The sequence below is a fragment of the Pseudomonas ogarae genome (assembly GCF_014268695.2).
Lineage (GTDB): Bacteria > Pseudomonadota > Gammaproteobacteria > Pseudomonadales > Pseudomonadaceae > Aquipseudomonas > Aquipseudomonas kilonensis.
This window is the reverse complement of the sequence record NZ_CP077086.1, coordinates 3,814,424-3,832,758: the sequence shown is the minus strand read 5'-3', so window position 1 is coordinate 3,832,758 and position 18,335 is coordinate 3,814,424. Positions and strand designations below refer to the sequence as shown.

The 18,335-nt window shown below is 62.9% G+C and carries 16 protein-coding genes; 2 read left to right on the top strand and 14 right to left on the bottom strand.

Annotation, left to right across the window (positions count from 1 at the left end; translation table 11 throughout):
* Positions 1 to 21 precede the first annotated feature (21 nt).
* From hpaI to HU749_RS16605, 8 genes are all read right to left on the bottom strand, one after another.
* Complete coding sequence (gene hpaI / locus HU749_RS16640; RefSeq protein ID WP_079304074.1) at positions 22 to 819, bottom strand: 4-hydroxy-2-oxoheptanedioate aldolase; 798 nt, start codon at positions 817 to 819, stop codon at positions 22 to 24.
* 14 nt (positions 820 to 833) lie between these two features.
* Positions 834 to 1,637: a 2-oxo-hept-4-ene-1,7-dioate hydratase gene (gene hpaH / locus HU749_RS16635; RefSeq protein ID WP_186651905.1), complete on the bottom strand. Its 804-nt coding sequence runs from the start codon at positions 1,635 to 1,637 to the stop codon at positions 834 to 836.
* A gap of 12 nt (positions 1,638 to 1,649) precedes the next feature.
* On the bottom strand, positions 1,650 to 2,954 hold the full coding sequence (locus HU749_RS16630) for an MFS transporter (protein ID WP_079304078.1): 1,305 nt from the start codon (positions 2,952 to 2,954) through the stop codon (positions 1,650 to 1,652).
* A 52-nt stretch (positions 2,955 to 3,006) separates the two neighbouring features.
* Positions 3,007 to 3,399 (bottom strand): tautomerase family protein, encoded by a 393-nt coding sequence (locus HU749_RS16625; protein ID WP_046065466.1) that lies wholly within the window; start codon positions 3,397 to 3,399, stop codon positions 3,007 to 3,009.
* Between the two features lie 45 nt (positions 3,400 to 3,444).
* Positions 3,445 to 4,302 carry a 3,4-dihydroxyphenylacetate 2,3-dioxygenase gene (gene hpaD, locus HU749_RS16620; protein ID WP_027911702.1) on the bottom strand — a complete coding sequence of 286 codons (858 nt, stop codon included), beginning with the start codon at positions 4,300 to 4,302 and terminating at the stop codon, positions 3,445 to 3,447.
* A gap of 222 nt (positions 4,303 to 4,524) precedes the next feature.
* A complete protein-coding gene (gene hpaE, locus HU749_RS16615; protein WP_186651907.1) occupies positions 4,525 to 5,985 on the bottom strand; it encodes a 5-carboxymethyl-2-hydroxymuconate semialdehyde dehydrogenase in 1,461 nt (486 codons plus the stop codon).
* 5 nt (positions 5,986 to 5,990) lie between these two features.
* Positions 5,991 to 6,761, bottom strand: coding sequence for a fumarylacetoacetate hydrolase family protein (locus tag HU749_RS16610; RefSeq protein ID WP_186651909.1), 771 nt, complete (start codon positions 6,759 to 6,761; stop codon positions 5,991 to 5,993).
* The gene (locus HU749_RS16605) at positions 6,758 to 7,435 is read right to left on the bottom strand and encodes a fumarylacetoacetate hydrolase family protein (protein ID WP_095974648.1); all 678 of its coding nucleotides are present in this window, start codon (positions 7,433 to 7,435) and stop codon (positions 6,758 to 6,760) included. Before HU749_RS16605 ends, HU749_RS16610 begins: the two co-directional genes overlap by 4 nt.
* Before the next feature lie 187 nt (positions 7,436 to 7,622).
* On the opposite strand from HU749_RS16605, the gene hpaA reads away from it, so the two are divergent.
* Together hpaA and hpaR are read left to right on the top strand one after the other, a co-directional pair.
* Positions 7,623 to 8,528, top strand: coding sequence for a 4-hydroxyphenylacetate catabolism regulatory protein HpaA (hpaA, locus tag HU749_RS16600; RefSeq protein WP_186651911.1), 906 nt, complete (start codon positions 7,623 to 7,625; stop codon positions 8,526 to 8,528).
* Between the two features lie 62 nt (positions 8,529 to 8,590).
* The gene (gene hpaR / locus HU749_RS16595) at positions 8,591 to 9,013 is read left to right on the top strand and encodes a homoprotocatechuate degradation operon regulator HpaR (protein ID WP_003201625.1); all 423 of its coding nucleotides are present in this window, start codon (positions 8,591 to 8,593) and stop codon (positions 9,011 to 9,013) included.
* 139 nt (positions 9,014 to 9,152) lie between these two features.
* On the opposite strand, the gene HU749_RS16590 is transcribed toward hpaR, so the two are convergent.
* The 6 genes from HU749_RS16590 to wecB all read right to left on the bottom strand — a co-directional run bounded on the left by HU749_RS16590 (position 9,153) and on the right by wecB (position 18,198).
* A complete protein-coding gene (locus HU749_RS16590) occupies positions 9,153 to 9,449 on the bottom strand; it encodes a phage infection protein (protein WP_186651912.1) in 297 nt (98 codons plus the stop codon).
* Between the two features lie 197 nt (positions 9,450 to 9,646).
* Positions 9,647 to 10,426, bottom strand: a complete 780-nt coding sequence (locus HU749_RS16585) for an alpha-amylase family protein (protein WP_079304407.1) — start codon at positions 10,424 to 10,426, stop codon at positions 9,647 to 9,649.
* 175 nt (positions 10,427 to 10,601) lie between these two features.
* A complete protein-coding gene (locus HU749_RS16580; protein ID WP_186651913.1) occupies positions 10,602 to 12,605 on the bottom strand; it encodes a bacteriophage N4 adsorption protein A in 2,004 nt (667 codons plus the stop codon).
* Complete coding sequence (locus tag HU749_RS16575) at positions 12,602 to 14,716, bottom strand: glycosyl transferase family protein (protein ID WP_095962516.1); 2,115 nt, start codon at positions 14,714 to 14,716, stop codon at positions 12,602 to 12,604. Before HU749_RS16575 ends, HU749_RS16580 begins: the two co-directional genes overlap by 4 nt.
* Positions 14,717 to 14,728: 12 nt before the next feature.
* Positions 14,729 to 16,942: a cellulose biosynthesis cyclic di-GMP-binding regulatory protein BcsB gene (locus HU749_RS16570; RefSeq protein ID WP_095962517.1), complete on the bottom strand. Its 2,214-nt coding sequence runs from the start codon at positions 16,940 to 16,942 to the stop codon at positions 14,729 to 14,731.
* A gap of 38 nt (positions 16,943 to 16,980) precedes the next feature.
* Positions 16,981 to 18,198: a non-hydrolyzing UDP-N-acetylglucosamine 2-epimerase gene (gene wecB, locus HU749_RS16565; protein WP_186651914.1), complete on the bottom strand. Its 1,218-nt coding sequence runs from the start codon at positions 18,196 to 18,198 to the stop codon at positions 16,981 to 16,983.
* Between the last annotated feature and the right edge of the window lie 137 nt (positions 18,199 to 18,335).

Below are 18,335 nucleotides of genomic sequence, written 5' to 3'. Positions count from 1 at the left end.
CCACAAGGCATTTGATACCGATCAGTACACGCCGCCAGCCGCAGGCTTTGGTGTGTCCTTGAACATCGCCGCCAGCGTCTGCAAGCCCCGCATCAACACCGTGGTATCCACGCCCACCGCGACAAACGCCGCGCCGAGTTCGATATAGCGCCGGGCCAGTTTTTCATCGGCGCTGAGAATCCCGGCTGCCTTGCCGGCCTGGCGGATGCGGGCGATGGCGTCTTCGATGGCCGCTTGCACATCCGGGTGACCGGGGTTGCCGCGAAAACCCATGGACGCGCTCAGGTCCGCCGGGCCGATAAAGACCCCATCCACACCGTCCACTGCTGCAATGGTATCCAGGTTGGCCAGGCCCTCGCGGCTTTCGATCTGGACCAACAGGCACATCTGTTCATCGGCCTTGTCGAGGTAGCCGGGGATGCTGTTCCAGCGTGACGCCCGGGCCAGTGCGCTGCCGACACCGCGTACGCCATGGGGCGGGTAGTGGATGGCGCGCACCAGTTCGCGTGCCTGGTCGGCGCTTTCCACCATCGGCACCAGCAGGGTCTGCACGCCAATATCGAGCACTTGCTTGATCAGCGCCGTGTCACCGATCACCGGGCGTATCACCGGCTGGCTGGGGTAGGGTGCCACGGCCTGGAGCTGGCCGAGCAAGGTGCGCAAGTCGTTGGGGGCGTGTTCACCGTCGATCAGCAGCCAGTCGAAGCCCGCGTTGGCCGCCAGCTCCGCACAGTAGGCATCGGCCAACCCCAGCCACAGGCCGATCTGCGCCTCGCCGCTGCGCAGGCGTTGCTTGAAGGTATTGATGGGCATGTCCATGAAACGGTCTCCGATCAGACGAAACGGCAGGCGATGGAACCGAGCAGGTCGTAGTCGACATGGAAGGTATCGCCGGGGTTGGCTGCCACCGGGCGGGTGAAGGAACCACCGAGGATGATCTGTCCCGGTTGCAGGGTGACGTCATAGGCCGCCAGCTTGTTCGCCAGCCAGGCCACGCCTTTGGCCGGGTGATTGAGCACCGCCGCCGAGACGCCGGACTCTTCGATCACACCGTTGCGGTAGAGCACCGCCGGCACCTTGCGCAGGTCGATCTCGGTCGGGCGTACGGCGCGACCGCCCATGACAACGCCGGCATTGGCGGCGTTGTCGGAGATGGTGTCGAACACCTTGCGGGTCGCCTTGGTCTGCGGGTCGATCTGCTGGATGCGCGCATCGATGATTTCCAGCGCCGGGATCACCCATTCGGTGGCATCGAGCACGTCGAACACCGTCACGTTCGGGCCCTTCAACGGCTTGCCGAGAATGAACGCCAGCTCCACTTCCACCCGCGGCACGATGAAACGCTCGAACGGGATGTCGGTGCCTTCGTCGAAGAACATGTCGTCCAGCAGCGCGCCGTAGTCCGGCTCGGTGATGTTCGACGACACCTGCATGGCCCGGGAGGTCAGGCCGATCTTGTGGCCGACCAGCTTGCGGCCGTCCTTGATTTTCTGCGCGACCCAGGCGCGCTGGATGGCATAGGCATCCTCGATGGTAATGTCCGGGTGATCGAGGGAAAACTGCCGCACCTGCTCGCGGGAGCGTTCGGCGTGGTCGAGGCGGGTGGCGGCTTGTTGGATGAGATTCTGGTCGAGCATGGCAAGGGTCTCTTATTGAGGGTTGACGATGGCGGCCCGGGTGCGCAGCACCAGCAAGCCGCCAAGGGCGATGAGCAGGGCCAGCACATACAAGGCGAGGCTGGCGCTCTGGGTGGTGTCGCGCATCCAGCCGATCAGGTAGGGCGCGAAGAATGAGGCGATGCTGCCGAAGGAACTGATCAGCGCGATGCCGGCGGCCTGGGTGCCGTTGGACAGGAAGGCTGGCGGCAGTTGCCAGAACATCGGCAGCGCCGCGCTGGCGCCCATGCCGGCGACAATCAGGCCGCTGAGCACCAGGGTCGGATTGCCAGGTGAGAGCCCGGTGACCGCAATGCCCAGCGCGGCCATCAACAGCGGTACGCACAGGTGCCAGCGGCGTTCGCGATGGCGGTCGGAGGAACGCCCGCAGCCGATCATGAAAAAACAGCCGGCCAGGTAGGGTATTGCGCTGAGCAGCCCGACTTTGCCGTCGCTGCCGATGCCGGCGCCATGGATCAAGGTGGGCATCCAGAAGGCCAGGGTGTTCACAGCCAGCATCACGGCGAAGTACACCGCCACCAACAACCACACCTGCGGATTGTTGAGGATCGCCGAAAACGAGGTGATGGATTTGCGCTGTTCTTCAAGGCTCAGTTGTTCGCGCAGTTGTTGCTTGGCGTGCGGTGTGAGCCACTTGACCGTCTCGAAACTGTCCGGCAGGCACTTGAGCACCACCAGGCCGAGCAGGATCACCGGCAGCCCTTCGATGACGAACATCCATTGCCAGCCGCGCAGGCCGCCAAGGTCATGGAAGTGCTCGAGAATGCCGCCGGACAATGGTCCGCCAATCACCCCGGCCATTGGCACGGCGATGGCAAACAACGCGGTCACCTGGGCCCTGCGCCGGGCCGGATACCAGCGGTTGAGAAAGACCAGGATGCCAGGAAAGAAACCGGCCTCGGCCACGCCCAGCAGAAAGCGCAACACGTAGAAGCCGGCGGCGCTGTCGATAAGGAACATGCCGGTGGACAAGGCGCCCCAGACCACCATCAGCGTGGCGATCCAGCGCCGCGGACCGACCCGGTCCAGGGCCATGTTGCTGGGCACCCCAAACAGCGCATAGGCGATGAAGAACAGCCCTGCGCCGAAGCCGTAGACCGTGTCGCTGAACTGCAGGTCGGCGCTCATCTGCATCTTGGCGAAGCCGATGTTGATGCGGTCCAGGTGGGCAAAGAGGTAACAGACCAGCAACAGCGGCATCAGCCGCCAGGTGATGGTGGCATGGGTGCGGTCGTGCGCGACGGTGCCGGCAGTGTCGGCGGTATTGGCTGTGCTCATGATCTTGTACTTTTTGTCAGAGAGGCCGATGGGGAGAGTGGGGCAGACGGATTCAGCTGGCCTGGCCCTTGAGGAAGGCGTGGACGTTGTTGGCCTTGAAGTTGAGCTGTTCGTGCAGCTCGATCATCTCGAACGACAGGGCCAAGAGGCGTTGAGCCTGGAGCTCGGCGAAGTGCGCGGTGATCACCTCGAAGAGCTTTTCCGCGACTTTCTGGCGGGTGGCCAGGTCACGGCCGTGGCCGACTTTCAAGGTCATGTGCACGAAGGCGTAGTCGTGCTTGCCGTCGGCCATGCGCCAGGTGTCCAGGCGCACCCCGCGGCTGCGGATGCCGCCCAGGGGAAACACGCCGCTGTCGCCCAGCAAGGCGTGGACTTTTTCAAACAGGCCGGGCAGGTCGGCTTGTTGTTCGATGTTGTCGGTGTATTCAGCGATGAAATGCGGCATGAACGGCTCCTTCAGGCCGTACGGGGATGCCGTACGGCCGCAGTGTCAAACAGGGAAGACAGCGTTGATCTGTCCAGTGCCGGAGCTGCCGAAAGGCTCGGTGATGATTTCGGCAGGCTTGTCGTAGTCCGGCCCGCCGAGCAACCCCAGCAGCATCGCCGTGTCATGCATCTTGCCTTCGCCGAAGCAGTGTTCGGCGTAGTCCGGGAGCATGGCGCAGAACTCTTTCCAGCGGCCCTGGCGCCACATCTCGACGACGTGCAGGTCGACCTGCTTGTCGAATTCCCGCGTCCAGTTGTGGATGTTGGCTTCAGCGTTGCGATCGTCGGAGAAACGGTGCGACAGCGAGCCGGAGGCGAGCACCAGTACCTTGCGGTCGCTTTTTTCGATGGCCCGGCGCACGGCGGCGCCGAAGGTGAAGCTGTCTTGCAGGCGGTGCCAGGCGCACCAGGCGGCAATCGACACGACGTTGAATTTCTGTTCCTGAGGGACGTCCATGTGCATGTAGCGCATGGGCACCAGCGTGCCGTATTCCAGCTCAAGACTCGGGATGTTGTGGGCCAGGGTGCGCACGTCGGCGGCATTGGCCTCGGCGGCGATCAGCTCGCCCAGTTCCGGGGCGCCTGAGTATTCGTACTCCATGTTCTTGATGAAGTGCGGCAGCTCGTTGCTGGTGTAGATGCCCTTGAAGTGCGCGCCGCTGTTGACGTGATAGGCGCTGTTGACCAGCCAGTGCACGTCGAACACCACGGCGGTATCGGCCCCCAGTTCCCGGGCGCGGCGACCGATTTCCTTGTGGCCGGCAATCGCGGCGGCGCGGCAACCGTGGTGCTTGCCGGGCAGCTCCGACAGGTACATCGAGGGAACGTGGCAGATTTTCGCAGCCAGGACGACTTCGCCCATGATGATTCTCCTGAAAAATTGTTCTTGTTGAATCTTGGATAACGGGTGAATCGGGTCTCGATGATGAACCGTGGCGAGGGAGCTTGCTCCCGCTCGATTGCGCAGCAATCGCCAGGAAAAGCGGGGCCGCTTCGCAGCCCAACGGGAGCAAGCTCCCTCGCCACAAGGTGTATCTCTTGCCACAGATGCATCACCTGCTACAGAGGGATCACCCGGCCTGGGTCATACACCCCAGCGCGGTATGTGATGACTGCCCATGGAGATGCAAACGTTCTTGATCTCGGCAAACACTTCAAAGCTGTACTGTCCGCCTTCGCGGCCGGTTCCGGAACCCTTTACGCCGCCGAAAGGCTGGCGCAGGTCGCGCACGTTCTGGCTGTTGATGAACACCATGCCGGCCTCGATGCCATGGGCCAGGCGATGGGCCTTGCCGATGTCCTGGGTCCAGATGTACGAGGCCAGGCCGTATTCGGTGTCGTTGGCCAATTGCAGGGCTTGGGCTTCGTCCTTGAACGGGATCAGGCACACCACCGGGCCGAAGATTTCTTCCTGGGCGATGCGCATGTTGTTGTTCACGTCGGCGAACACCGTTGGCTGGATGAACTGGCCGCGACTCAAGTGCGCCGGCAAATTGGCCGGACGTTCCAGGCCGCCGGCCAGGAGGGTGGCGCCTTCTTCGAGGCCGATCTTGATGTAGCCGGTGACCTTGTCGTAGTGGGCCTGGGTGATCATCGAGCCGACCTGGGTCTTCGGATCCTGCGGATCACCGACGATCAGGCGCTTGGCGCGGGCGGCGAACTCGGCCACGAACTGCGGGTAGACGCTTTCCTGGATGAAGATCCGGCTGCCGGCGGTGCAGCGTTCGCCATTGAGCGAGAAAATCGTGAACAGCGCGGCGTCGAGGGCGCGTTCGAGGTCGGCGTCTTCGAAAATCAGCACCGGTGACTTGCCGCCGAGTTCCATCGAGTACTTCTTCAACCCGGCGGTCTGCATGATTTTCTTGCCGGTGGCGGTGCCGCCGGTGAAGGAGATCGCCCGCACATCCGGGTGGCGCACCAGCACATCGCCGGCGGTTGCGCCGTAACCCTGGATCACGTTCAACACGCCATTGGGCAGGCCAGCCTCGACCGCCAGGCGACCCAGTTCGTTGGCGGTCAGCGGCGACAGCTCGGACATCTTCAGCACGGCCGTGTTGCCCAGGGCCAGGCACGGCGCGGTCTTCCAGGTCGCGGTCATGAACGGTACGTTCCAGGGCGATACCAGCGCGCAGACACCCACCGGTTGGTACAGGGTGTAGTTGAGCATCTGATCATCGACCGGATAGGTGTGACCGTCCATCCGCGTGCAGACTTCGGCAAAGAAATCGAAGTTGTGGGAGGCACGGGGGATCAGCACATTCTTGGTCTGGTGGATCGGCAAGCCCGTGTCGAGGGTTTCCAGTTCGGCCAGTTTCGGAACGTTCTGCTCGATCAGTTCACCGAGCTTGCGCATCAATCGGGCGCGTTCCTTGGCGGGGGTATTGGCCCACTTCGGGAAGGCGTCCTTGGCGGCGGACACCGCCTGGGCGACTTCCTCGGCACCGCCGCTGGCGACTTCACCGATGGCCTCGCCGGTGGCCGGGTTGTAGTTGACGAAGACGTCTTTGCTTTCGACCTCACGGCCGTTGATCCAGTGTTTGATCATGCTGCTCAAGCCTCTTTACGGGATGCGAAGAACTCGGCTTCGCTGACGATTCGATTGACCAGGCGACCGACACCTTCCACTTCCACCACCACTTCATCGCCGGGCACCACGTCCGCCAGGCCTTCCGGCGTGCCGGTGGCGATCATGTCGCCGGGCTGCAAGGTCATGAAGCTGGACAGGTATTCGATCAGGTACGGGATATCGAAAATCATGTCCTTGGTGCTGCCTTCCTGGCGCAGTTCGCCATTGATCCAGGTGCGCAGCGTCAGGTTGCTCGGGTCAGGCACATCGGCCACATCGACGATCCATGGGCCGACGGGGGTGGTGGCATCACGGTTCTTCACCCGCAGGTTGGGGCGGTAGTAGTTTTCCAGGTAATCGCGGATCGCGTAGTCGTTGCACACGGTGTAGCCGGCCAGGTATTGCAACGCATCCTCGCGCTTGACGTTGCGTGCCGCTTTGCCGATGACCGCCACGAGCTCGCACTCGTAGTGCATGTAGGCGACGTTGTCGGGACGCCAGGTCGCCTGGTTGTGGCCGGTGTAGGTGCCGGGGGACTTGATGAATGCCAGGGGCTCGGTCGGCGGCTTGAACGCCAGTTCGGCGGCGTGATCGGCATAGTTCAAGCCCAGGGCGAACATGCTGCCGGTGGCCGGTGGCAGCCACTGGACCTGGTGCTCGGCCAGCAGGCGACCGTCGGCCAGGCGTACGGCGTTGTGAGCTTCAACGGTGACGGCTTGATCCTGGCCTTCAAAACGAATGCGCGCGTGTTTCATGAACCTGCTCCTGTTTCCTCGGCCACGATGGTATTGACCAGACGGCCCAGGCCACTGATGTCCACTTCGACACGGTCACCGGGCAGTACGTCGACCCGGCCTTCAGGCGTACCGGTGATCAGCACGTCGCCGGCATGCAGGGTCATGAATTCGCTGATCTCGGCAATCAGTTGGGGAATGTTGCGAACGAAGTTGGCCGTGCTGTTCTGCTGGCGAACCTCGCCGTTGACGTACAGCGTGATTGCCAGGCTGTGAGGGTCGGCCACCTGAGTGGTGGGCACCAGTTCCGGGCCGATGGCGCAGAAGCCGTCCCGGCACTTGGCCTTGACGGCGGGGCGGTAATAGCTGTCTTCCGGGAGGCTGAATTCATTGACGATGGTGTAGCCGGCCACGTAGTCCAGGGCTTCGGCGGCGCTGACGCGACTGGCTGACTTGCCCATGACCACGCCAAGCGCCGGCCCTGGTTGCAGTGTTTCGCCGCGACCGGGGTGAATCACCTCGGCACCGTGCCGGTTGCGGGTGTTGGGGGTCTTGATGAACAGCACGGGCTTGAGCGGCGGCTTCTGGTAGGGCGGTTGCTCGAACTCGGCGAGGCGCTGTTTCAGCAGCCCCTGGTAGTTCAGCGCGACCCCGAACAGGGTGCCGGTCGCGACGTCATGCAGGGCACGGCTCATGCTTGTCTCCTGGCGATGCAGAGGGGTGAGTGCTCTGCGGTTATTGTTAATGTGTTAACAGTTATAATTAAGATGTTAACTATCGTCAAGCGTGACAGAATGAGCGGGCACTGGTTGCCTTGCCGGATTCGGTGCAGGATGGGTGCGGCAGGTGCCTGGACCAGAATAAGAAAACGAGTACTGCGTGATGACTGACCGTCAGCCGATCCCCAACATCAACATTGGTCAGGTGTACGACCAGCGCTACAGCGACGCCGAAGTGCATTACGATCGACTCGCCAACCTGGCGGATTTTTTCGGTCGCAACATGCCGGTTCATCGCCACGACCGGTTCTTCCAGGTGCACTACGTCAAGAGCGGCACCGTGCGGGTGTATCTCGATGACCAGCAGTACGTCGAATCCGGCCCGATGTTTTTCCTCACACCGCCGACCATTCCCCATTCCTTCGTGACCGAGGCTGACAGTGACGGGCATGTGCTGACGGTGCGCCAGCAATTGGTGTGGCAGTTGATCGACGCCGACCCGAGCCTGGCGCCGGCGGGCGTGCAAATGCCGGCGGCCTGCGTTGCGCTGGCGCAACTGGGGCCCGGGCAGGCGGGGGAGGTGCGGCGCTTGGAATACCTGTTCGAGGAATTGAGCGAGGAGGTGACGGCCGGGCGCCCAGGGCGCGGTGCGGCACTGGACGCTTTGACGCGGCTGATCATGATCAGCCTGCTACGGTTGTGTTCCAACTCCCTGGAGGCCAGGCCGGCCCGGCATGAAGACCTGAAGATCTTTCACCGCTTCAACGAGTTGATCGAGGCCCACTACCTGCAGCATTGGACGCTGTCGCGCTACGCCGAAGGCATCGGCGTGACCGAGGCGCGCCTCAATGACGTGTGTCGACGCATCGCCGACCTGCCTTCCAAGCGCCTGATCATGGAGCGGCTGATGCAGGAGGCCAAGCGCCTGTTGTTGTTCACCGGCAGCTCGGCCAATGAAATCTGCTACCAGCTCGGGTTCAAGGACCCGGCGTATTTCAGTCGGTTTTTCCAGCGTTACGCCCAGCTCACGCCGGGGGAGTATCGCCAGCGGCAGTCGGGGCTGCGCTGAGCGCTTGCAGCGCTGTGATAGCGACACTAAGCTGCCGACTCGCCCATCCACACAGTTCGAACATGGCCAACCCCAGACCCTCATTGACCCTGACGCTGTTGCAAGCCCGCGAAGCGGCGATGGCTTTTTTTCGCCCGGCGCTGAACCAGCATGACCTCACGGAACAGCAATGGCGGGTGATCCGTATCCTGCATCAGCAAGGGGAGCTGGAAAGCCATCAGCTCGCTCACCAGGCGTGCATCCTCAAGCCGAGCATGACCGGTGTGCTCAGTCGCCTGGAGCGTGACGGTTTGGTGCGGCGGCAAAAGTCCAGCCAGGATCAGCGGCGGGTCTTTGTCGGGCTGACCGAGCGCGGCCAGCAGTGCTTTGTGTCCATGAGCGAGGGCATGGAAAGCAACTATCGACGGATCGAAGAACAGTTCGGCGAGGAAAAGATGCAGCAACTGCTCGCGTTGCTCAATGAGCTGAAGAACATCAAGCCTTGAGCCGACCTGTCAGGCACTCACAGCGAGGCTGCGATCTTTCCACTGCTCATTGAGTCGAAAGCTCAAGATCAAAAGATCGCAGGCTTCGCCAGCTCCTACAGAGTCGAGCGAGAGTAAGCGCCATTGCCACAAAATCGCTTCACACCGTGCTGCGTTCACGCAACTCCTGCAACCGATCAGCCCCGCCCTCGGCCACGCGATTCTCGCGCAAGCGATCGGAGCCACCTTCGGCCACACGATTCTCGCGCAAGCGATCGGAACCACCTTCAGCCACACGGTTCTCGAGCAAACGATCAGACCCGCCTTCAGCCAGCTGTTGCGCCTGGTTGTGAGTCGATGCACTGGCTTCGGTAGCCGAGGCGACATTGGCCAGGCCGACACCGCCAACCAGTGTCAGGGCAATAGCCAGGGACGATACTTTCGAGAGATTGAACATGGTGATTCTCCTTGCGCTTGATTGAGTGGGCCGTGGCAGCGAAGGTTGCTGTCCGGTGATCACAGTTAAACGCGCGGATGTATCGACGATGTGTGCCAGGAGAGGGCGAAATCCATTGTTTCGTATCAGTCCGCATTTCAGATACAGACCGATACAAACTCAGTCAGCGAGGGCAAGCGGCTAGCTTCAAACCTTGTTCAAGGCAGGGCCAGGGCTTGTTTCAACTGGTCCACCAACGTTGGCGTCATGTAGTGCGGCCCGTCGAACAGATAGAGCGGATAGCCTGCATAGGCCGCCAGTTGTGGCTTGAGTTCGTCGACCGTGGCGGAGCGGAAGCCACCGCCGTATTGGGGGCGGAAGGCTTCGACGATGATTCGCACGCGATCCTGGCCAAGTCGATCGCGCAGGGCATCGGCGTAGGTCCGGGCAACCGGGGCGGTGCGGGCATAAACGCCGACACCGTCCTGGAAAAACACGCCGATGTCGTTCGGCAACCATTGCTTGAGCCAGTCGGCGGTAGCGGCGGGGCCGATATTGGCGCCGTCGTAGACGCTGATCCACAGCGGGCGCGGCAGCTTGGCCAGCAGGGCTGGCAGCTCCGTGGCGCCCGACCAGCTGGGGTCGACCTCCGCCGGAAAGTACCAACCGGTGACATGCAAGGGCGTCGGCAACCCGGCAATGCGCTCTGACAGCGCCGCCAGTTGCTCGATGTTTTCTCGCGAGCGGTTCTCGCTGAAATAGCCGGCCAGCCCGAGGATGACATCCTGGGCCCAGGGCGCCTTGGCAATGCGCGCCCAGTCGGGCAGTACCGGTACGCTGGGCAGGCCCGTTCCGGACACGAAGGCCTGGTCGTCCACCACGGTCCATTGCACCAATAGCTCGTGCACCCCCAGTTTTTCCCAATTGCCGCTGATGCCGACGGTCTGGTTGTCCGGCTGCCAGGCGATGCCGACGATGTTCGGTGTCGTGGTGGTCATTATGTAGTACGTCCCTGTACCTGCGCTGAGGAGCGCGGCCACAAACAGCGCCGCGATGGTCTTGCGATTGATGAACTTTGCGAAGCTATTCAAACAAGTCCCTTCTGGATGCAGTGTAGTCGCGGCTCGGCAAGGCGAGCCGCTTTTCGTGCCGACGGGCCGAACATCACCGTGCTCAATAGGAGTAGGTCAGGCGCGCGAACACGCCTTTGGCGCGATCCTCGCCAAACACCCTGGCCCGGTATTGCAGGGACAGGTCCACATAGGAGCGTGGTGCGTTGTAGGCGTCTTCCCGGAACCAGTAACGTACGTTGTTTCCTATCCCGATCCCCCCGGCGTCGCCGGAAGAAAAGCCGCCGCCGGCTTCGCTCTTCATCTTGGAATCGTAGTCGATCGCCGCGACGACATGGGGGAAGGCCACCCAGCGCGAGCCGGTCCCGCCGATGGCATAGCTGCGGCCCACTTGCCATTCGCTGTTGAAGTAGTTCCGTGAGTCGTTGATGTAGTGGCCGACCTCGGCGTACAGCTGCGAGGTCCACCAGCTCGGCACATCGACCCGCAGATCGGTGCCGATACTCGAACCGTAGCCCAGCCGCACCAGCCAGTCGCCGTCGACATTGGAAGAACCCAGCGGGAAGGTCCGTTCAAGGGCGGCCATGATGTTGACCGAACTGAAGGGCTTGACTCGCACGCCGAGGGCGCCTTGCAAGGCATCCGCGCCCGTGTCCGAATCGCTGTTATTGCTCCACAGGGTGTCGGTGATGCGTCCGTAGAGTTCGACAAAGCGGCCATTGCGATAGCCCAGCGGACGCCACGACAGTTCGGTGCTGTTTTGCAGCAGGTCATTGCTTTCGCTATCGCTGCTGCTGGTGCCCGGGGCGGCGCTCAGGCCACTGGAACTGCTGCCGCGATAGCTGGTGGTGCTGGTCAGGCCGAGTCTGTGCGATACATCGCCCACGGTGCGACGGGTATCGAACAGCTGTTGCGCGGACAGGGGCGACGCAGCGGTTTTTTGCCCATCGATGACGCGTTTGAAGTAGGCCACGGCTTCATCGTCTTCATGGACTCGCATGGCGTTGTAGGCTGCGTCCTGGGCGGGTGCCGGTGCCAGTCGCGCGGTGGCGTCCGCCTTGCGGAACGCGGCATGGGCTGCTTCGTCGTCGCCGGCCCGAACCCAATCATAAGCTAGCTGCAGATCACTCACCGGAGCCTGTTCGCCGATGTTACCCGGCGAAATGGAACAGGTCAGACCGTAGGTGCTTTCCTGGCATAGCAGCACGGGTGGTGAGGATTGGGCCTGGGCGGAGCGGATGTCACGGGCTTCTCCTGCCGACAGACCCGCAAGACTCTGGGCGTGGTAAAGATCGTCCTGGGCCGCCTGCGTCTTGCCCTGGCGGTTACGGGCATAGCTGCGCAGGATCCACGGCGCGGCTTGGCGATCGTCCAGCGCCAGCGCGGCAGAAGCGGCCTGTTCGGCACCCACGTCAGCCTTCGCCGCCAGCAGCGCACTGATGAGCAACTGCTGGTTGGCGGTGATTTCCGGGGCCCAGGCCACGGCTTTGCGCGCCTGATCCACGGCCAAGGCTACGTTGCCTTGCTCCAGCGCGCGATAGCCCTGGATTGCCAGCGGTACGGCGAGTTGACGGCGAATGGCTGTGCGGCGAATCAGCAACGTGTTGTCGTTGGCAAAGACACGAAGGGCATCGGTGGTGGCTCGGTCAGCTTCTTCCAAGTGTTGCTGGCGCTGCAAGGAATCGATCAGCAACAGGCGATATTCACGGCGTCGAGGTGCCTGGGTCACGGCCTTGCGGGCCGATTGCGCAGCCAGGCCGAATTGTTCGCGGCCATAGGCCTTGAACCCTTGGGACGCGGCGACGAAACCCGGTGCTGCGCCAGCGGGACGAGACGCGGCCAGGGACCGGGGCTGGTCGCGCCGTTTCTTGTCCCGTTCGGCCAATTCAATCAAGGTGTTCAGGCGTGTCACATCGGCCCGCAGGCGCAGGGCTTCGCGCGCCTTGGCGATGGCCAGGTCGTAATCCTTGCGTTCGTAGGCGCTGTAGGCCTCGTTGGCGGCGGTGTAGGCCGGGCCGGACAATGGCAGCGGCAACGTTTCGGCAAGCGCAAACGCAGGTATCAGGCTCAGCCCCGTGGCCAAAAGGGTCAGGAAGCGGCGGTTCATGCCGGGAGCTCCGTTGGGTAGAGATTGTGCTGACGGGCCACGGCCTGTTCGATCGTCGCGCGTGGCAGCACACCGCTGTCGACCAGGTAATCGCCGATACGGCCGTGGTGTTGCGGCCGGTACTGGAGCATGACGCGACTGAACTCGTCGCGATCGAGCTGGCCCATTTCGATCAGCAGGTCGCCCAGCAGCGGCGCCCGGGCATTGGGCACGGCATGACCATTGCGCGCAGGCAGCTTGCGCAACAGCGCGAGAATTTCGCTTTCCCGGGCGATCAGTTGCACCGGCTCGCTGCCCAGTGCAGCGCTGACCTGTCGCAGGCCTTCGTCAGGCAAGGGGTTGGCAACGGCGATCTGTTCGCGGCCCTCGCTGTTGGGTCCCAGGGACACGACTCGCCAGCGCAAGGCAAACTCGGGACTTAGCGTGGATGTCGAGGCAGCAGCTTTTTCAGCGACGTCAAAGACCCGTGGCAGGTCATTCTGGAACGCGATGGCTTCGGCCAGGGTTTCATCGTCCAGCCAGCCGTTATTGAGCAGAATTCGCCCCAAAGGCACGTTGCGCGATTGTTGTTCGTGGAGGGCGCTTTGCAGGGCCGTGTCGGTGATGGCCTGCCAGGACAGCAACACGCTGCCCAGGCGGCGTGGCGCGATGGCGACCAGGTCGGTGGAAGGGAAATCGTGCATGGTCTTGTCCCAGACCAGCTTGCGATTCATTACCTTGCCCACCAGGAACATGCGCCAGGCCCGGGAAGCGGCCATGAAGTTGACGAAGTTGCCTACCAGCATGCGGGGCATGGACAGCAAGCCATGCTGCCAGCCGTACAGCACTGCGGTGAAGTAATAGCGGTGCAGGATTCGCCAGACCAGTGCGACGCCATTGGCCAACAGCAGGTATTTGATCAGGTCATTGCTTTCGAACGGCGTAGGGAAGGTGACGTCCCACAAACCGCTGTGGCGCAGGACGATCAAGCCCAGCAGTTGCACCAGAATAATGTAGGCAATGATGCTCACGAACGCCGTCACCACGCCCTTGCGGTCGCGAAACAGCAGGTATCGGTTGGCCAGCGAGCCGTTCCAGCCCATCTGCTCCCAGCCTTGCAAGCCGATGCCCAGGGTCCAGCGAGCCTTCTGCCGGAAGGCGGTGCGGAACGTGTCCGGGAAAAACTCGCGCACGCACAGCGGCATGGTCAGGGTCGATTCGTAGGGTTTGCGGAACCAGGATTTGCGCAGCACCCGGAACTGCACCGGGAAACGTACGAAAATCGCATTCATGCCAACCTTGGCCAAGCGCGCGCCAACGTCGTAGTCCTCGGTGAGGCTGTCGGTGTTGAATGGCTGGTTTTCGGTTTCACCGGCCAGCACCCGCAGGGCGCGATGGGAAAAGCAGGTGCCGACGCCGGCCGAGGGCACGGTGTCGGTCATGCTTTCACGCACCACCAGGTCCTTGCCGTGCCATTCGGCGAACTCGTCCATGTAGACGCCTGCCACCCATTCGTACCAGTTGCGCTCCAGCGACACCACCGGCAATTGGATCATGTCCTTGCGCGGCAACAGGTAGTTGAACAGACGCAGTTCCAGCGGGTGCAGCACGTCCTCGCTGTCGTGCAGGACGACGCCGGCGAAGGTCATGCCATGGGTTTTCTCATGCAGGAAAATCGCCTGGATCACCCAGTTCAGGCAGTCGGCCTTGCAGGTTGGCCCGGCATGGGGTACTTCCACGCGGTGCAGTTGTTTGTAGCGCCGGCGCATCCGCTCGACTTCGTCGATGGTGCGCTGGTCGTTGATGTACGTACCGACGAAGACCACGTAGTTCTGGTAGTCGAGTGTCGACACCATGTTCTCGATCATCGGTGCGATGACGTCGTATTCCAGCCAGGCCGGCACCATGATCGCCAGGGGCTGTTCGTCCCGGGCCAACAATTGCTCGACGGTCAGCGGCCGGTAGCGGCGGTCCACGGTGAACTTGCGGTACAGGCGACGAGACCAGTACCACAGGTCAATGATCAGATCGTCCAGGCTGGAGATCAGGATCAGCACCGCGACCACGATGGTCGCGATCTCCAGATAGTTGTAGTAATGGGCCAGCCAATAGGGCCAATAAAGCGACGTCATTGAAGGGTACCGTTACTGGCGATTGCGACGGGCGCTACGGCCTGCCAGCAACAAGAGGAGGAACAGGACAATGGCACCCGGAATCAGCCAGAGCAGCGAAGGTTTACGCCAGGCGTCCAGGCCCTTGGGTTCTTCGCGGCCGATCAGCAGGCTACCGCTTGGGTCTTGGGTATCGAAGATCGCCACGGCCCCGTTGTTGCCCAGAATCGCCACGTCGCCACGGGTCAGCACAATCGGCTTGGCCAGGCTTGGCGGCTGGTTGCCCAGGGCCCGGTAGACCAGGCCATGTTGGCCTGCGCTCTGCACCACTTGCAGCGAGGCCAATTGGTTGAGGGACTGCACGTCCAGCAGCACCTGGTCCTTGTGGTTGATGCGCAGGCGACCTTGCTCATCGACCTGGACCGATTCCTGGCTGTCCTTGAGCGGCAACTCGAAGGCCAGGAAGGCTTTGTCCGGGCTGACGACGGCTTTCGCATCAGCGCTGACCTTGAGTTGCGCGCGCAGCGGCGATACACCGCTGGTGTCGGCCACCGAAATGACCCGTGCCAGGCTGCTGGCCGGTTGATCGAGGTAGGCCTGGGGCACCAGGATCTGGGTGTCCGCGGCGAAGCGTGCGGCCATGCCGGAGAAGTCGTCGTCCAGCGAGGTTTTTTCCAGGACGATATGGCTGGTCGGCAGGACCGACACCGGGAAGGCTTGCGGCGTTTCCAGGCAGCGGTCGCTGACCGGCTGACGCTGGAACGATACGCGCAAGGTGTTTTTCGAGCCCAGGGCGTAGCGCGGGATGTGGGCCTGGATGCGCTGCGGCTCACCGTTGGCGGTCAGTTGCTGCGCGCCGATCAGGAAATCATTGAAAAACAGCGAGGCCACCGGTGCTGTAGGGGAAGCCCCCGGGGCTGCGGAAACATCGACCACGGCCATGACGGGCAGGCGACCGTCGTACGCCACGCTGCCCAGGGGGAACGAAGTGCTCCAGTCGAATCGCGAGGCCACGTCGAAGTTGCCGGGGGCGCCGCCCAGTCGCGACAGGGCCACGCGGCCATCGTGGCTCAACGGTGTTTGCGCTTCGCTCACGGTCATTTGGCGACTTTTCGCCAGTTTGCTCCAGGCCGTACCGAGCAGTGACAAGGCTTTGCCGGTGGATTGTGGGGCAATCATCAGGACCGGGCGAGTGCCCAGCAGCGCCAGGCGTACGCTGTCGGTGCCGGCGCTTGCCAGCGCCGCGTTGACGTGCTGTTCGCGCCATTGGGTCAGTGCGCTGGCTGCCGTTGTGTCGAGGCCCTGGACCTGGCTTTGCAAGGCGTCCAGGGATTGGTTGATGGCCTTGAGCAGTTCCGGGTCGTTGATCGCCAGGTCAGCCTGTACGTTCGGGGTCTGGCCCAACACCAGCAGTGCGCCGATCTCGGCCGGGTTGGCCAAGGTGTGCGGGCCTTTGCCGTTGAGGCTGGCGAAGGCCGGAATGCTCAATAACTCGGCAGGGATGCGCAGGCCGCTCAAGTCCACGCTGTCGTGCACGACAGGGAAGGGCAGGATGCGGCTGTGTTTACCGATGCGCTCCAGCGCCACGCCCAGGCGCCAGGCCGAATCGTAGCTGGCGGCGGACAACGAGCCGGGGGCGACGAGAATGCCGGGCTCGCCGGGCAGGGCCGCCCAGGCCGCACCGATGTCGCGCAATTGGCTGGCGTCGTAGCTGTAGCTCAGGCGCGTCTCGGGTTGGATGCGCAGCACATTGCCGATGACCCGATCATCTTCGCACAACGGCCGAGGCACCACCGAGGACCAGGCGATGCCCAGGCGTACCAGGCCGTTGTCACGCGCGGCCTTGTCGACGCCGAGTGTGGCGCTGGCATCGCCTTGTGCCTCGCTGAGCCCTTCGGCACGCACCGGGTAGCCGTCGAGGGACAGCAGCAGGGTGTTGCGACCGCCTTCGCCATTGAGGTAGCTGGCGTCCAGTTGCAGCGTCGCGTTCTCGAGGGCAACCCCGGCGGGTACCGGCAGGTAGAGCTCGCGGCGGGCGTCGCTGGCGCTCAAGAGGATCGGCGCCGTGATGCCCAGGTCGCTCAAGCGCACCTCACGCGTCTGGCGGGTATCGGCGTTGAGTCGATGAATGGCCTGGGTCAGCGGGCTGTCCGCGGCCAGGGCAAAGGTCGGCATGAGCGCGAGCAGGCTCAAGCCACAGGCAAGGGCGCTGAGCGCACCCGTAGGGAGGGCAACGGAAGGCTTCATTCAGGCAAGTCTCGATCTGATAAGAGAAATAGCAGTGGTCAGTTGAAATCGGCGAGCAACTCGCGTGGCTCGGACAGGGACGGAGCGACCGGTTGCTGCCGTGCAGGCAGCGGGGGTACGACGAAGTCGTCGACCGGACGCCCCATCAGGGTATCGACGATGCGTTGGCTGGCCTTGCCGTCGCCATAGGGGTTGGTCGCCTGCGAGGCGCGGCGCCATAACGCGTCATCGTCGAACAACGCATCCACGCCGGCGATGATCGATGCCGGCGAGGTGCCGACCAGGCGCACCGTGCCCGCCGCCACCGCTTCAGGGCGTCGCATCACCAGCACCGGTTTGCCCAGGGACGGCGCTTCTTCCTGCACACCGCCGGAGTCGGTGAGGATGACATGGGCGTGTTGCATCAGGCGCACGAACGCCAGGTAGTCCAGCGGCTTGATCAAATGCACATTGAGCAACTCGCCCAATTGTTCGGTCACCGGGCCCAGGACGTTGGGATTGAGATGCACCGGGTAGACGATCTGGATATCCGGCCGCTGGGCCAGGTGACGCAAGGCCTTGCAGATGTCCAGGAAACCCTCGCCGAAGTTCTCCCGGCGATGGCCGGTCACCAGCAGCAACTTGCGTCCGGTTTGCAGGAACGGGAACTGTTGGTCCAGTTCGCCACGCAACCGGGCATCGTCATTGATGCGCCGGGCCGTGAGTTGCAGTGCGTCGATCACGGTGTTGCCGGTCACCAGGCAACGGCCTTGCAGGCGTTCGCCCAGCAGCTTGTCGCGCGATTGTCCGGTAGGGGCAAACAGCAGGTCGGCGCTGAGGTCGATGCACCGGCGGTTCATTTCTTCCGGCCAAGGGCTGTAGATGTCACCGGTGCGCAGGCCGGCTTCAACATGGCCGACGGGGATGCGTCGATGGAAGGCGGCCATCGACGCGACCATGGCCGAAGTGGTATCGCCGTGGACCAGCACCCGATCCGGCCGGGTCTGTTCCAGCACCGGGTCGATGGCTGCGTACAACGCGGCAGTCAGGGAGTTGAGTGTCTGGTGCGGCGTCATCACGTCGAGGGTGAAATCGGCCTTGAGATCGAACAGATCCAGGACCTGCTTGAGCATGCTCTGATGCTGGCCGGTGACGCAGATCAGCGACTCAATGCCCGGTTCGGCGGCGAGGGCCTTGACCAGGGGCGCCATCTTGATGGCTTCCGGACGGGTACCGAAGATCGAGAGAACCCTGATTCGTGGATGATTAGTTGCCATGACGCCCTTCCTTGCGCAATTTGCTGCGCCGCACAACAGCCCACCCGGACGCGATGAGGCGTTCAAGTAAATAAGCGGTTTAAGTTTTAAGTAGTAGCCCGTTGTCAGACAGCGGTTTGACGTACACAGGAAGTGAC

What these genes read in the sequence shown, in the direction of transcription:
- hpaH (WP_186651905.1), bottom strand. Translation starts at nt 1,637, where the DNA reads ATGCTCGACCAGAATCTCATCCAACAAGCCGCCACCCGCCTCGACCAC.
- HU749_RS16585 (WP_079304407.1), bottom strand. Translation starts at nt 10,426, where the DNA reads ATGACCACCACGACACCGAACATCGTCGGCATCGCCTGGCAGCCGGAC.
- wecB (WP_186651914.1), bottom strand. Translation starts at nt 18,198, where the DNA reads ATGGCAACTAATCATCCACGAATCAGGGTTCTCTCGATCTTCGGTACC.
- hpaR (WP_003201625.1), top strand. Translation starts at nt 8,591, where the DNA reads ATGGCCAACCCCAGACCCTCATTGACCCTGACGCTGTTGCAAGCCCGC.
- HU749_RS16570 (WP_095962517.1), bottom strand. Translation starts at nt 16,942, where the DNA reads ATGAAGCCTTCCGTTGCCCTCCCTACGGGTGCGCTCAGCGCCCTTGCC.
- HU749_RS16590 (WP_186651912.1), bottom strand. Translation starts at nt 9,449, where the DNA reads ATGTTCAATCTCTCGAAAGTATCGTCCCTGGCTATTGCCCTGACACTG.
- HU749_RS16625 (WP_046065466.1), bottom strand. Translation starts at nt 3,399, where the DNA reads ATGCCGCATTTCATCGCTGAATACACCGACAACATCGAACAACAAGCC.
- HU749_RS16575 (WP_095962516.1), bottom strand. Translation starts at nt 14,716, where the DNA reads ATGACGTCGCTTTATTGGCCCTATTGGCTGGCCCATTACTACAACTAT.
- hpaI (WP_079304074.1), bottom strand. Translation starts at nt 819, where the DNA reads ATGGACATGCCCATCAATACCTTCAAGCAACGCCTGCGCAGCGGCGAG.
- HU749_RS16605 (WP_095974648.1), bottom strand. Translation starts at nt 7,435, where the DNA reads ATGAGCCGTGCCCTGCATGACGTCGCGACCGGCACCCTGTTCGGGGTC.
- hpaA (WP_186651911.1), top strand. Translation starts at nt 7,623, where the DNA reads ATGACTGACCGTCAGCCGATCCCCAACATCAACATTGGTCAGGTGTAC.
- HU749_RS16610 (WP_186651909.1), bottom strand. Translation starts at nt 6,761, where the DNA reads ATGAAACACGCGCGCATTCGTTTTGAAGGCCAGGATCAAGCCGTCACC.
- hpaD (WP_027911702.1), bottom strand. Translation starts at nt 4,302, where the DNA reads ATGGGCGAAGTCGTCCTGGCTGCGAAAATCTGCCACGTTCCCTCGATG.
- HU749_RS16630 (WP_079304078.1), bottom strand. Translation starts at nt 2,954, where the DNA reads ATGAGCACAGCCAATACCGCCGACACTGCCGGCACCGTCGCGCACGAC.
- hpaE (WP_186651907.1), bottom strand. Translation starts at nt 5,985, where the DNA reads ATGATCAAACACTGGATCAACGGCCGTGAGGTCGAAAGCAAAGACGTC.
- HU749_RS16580 (WP_186651913.1), bottom strand. Translation starts at nt 12,605, where the DNA reads ATGAACCGCCGCTTCCTGACCCTTTTGGCCACGGGGCTGAGCCTGATA.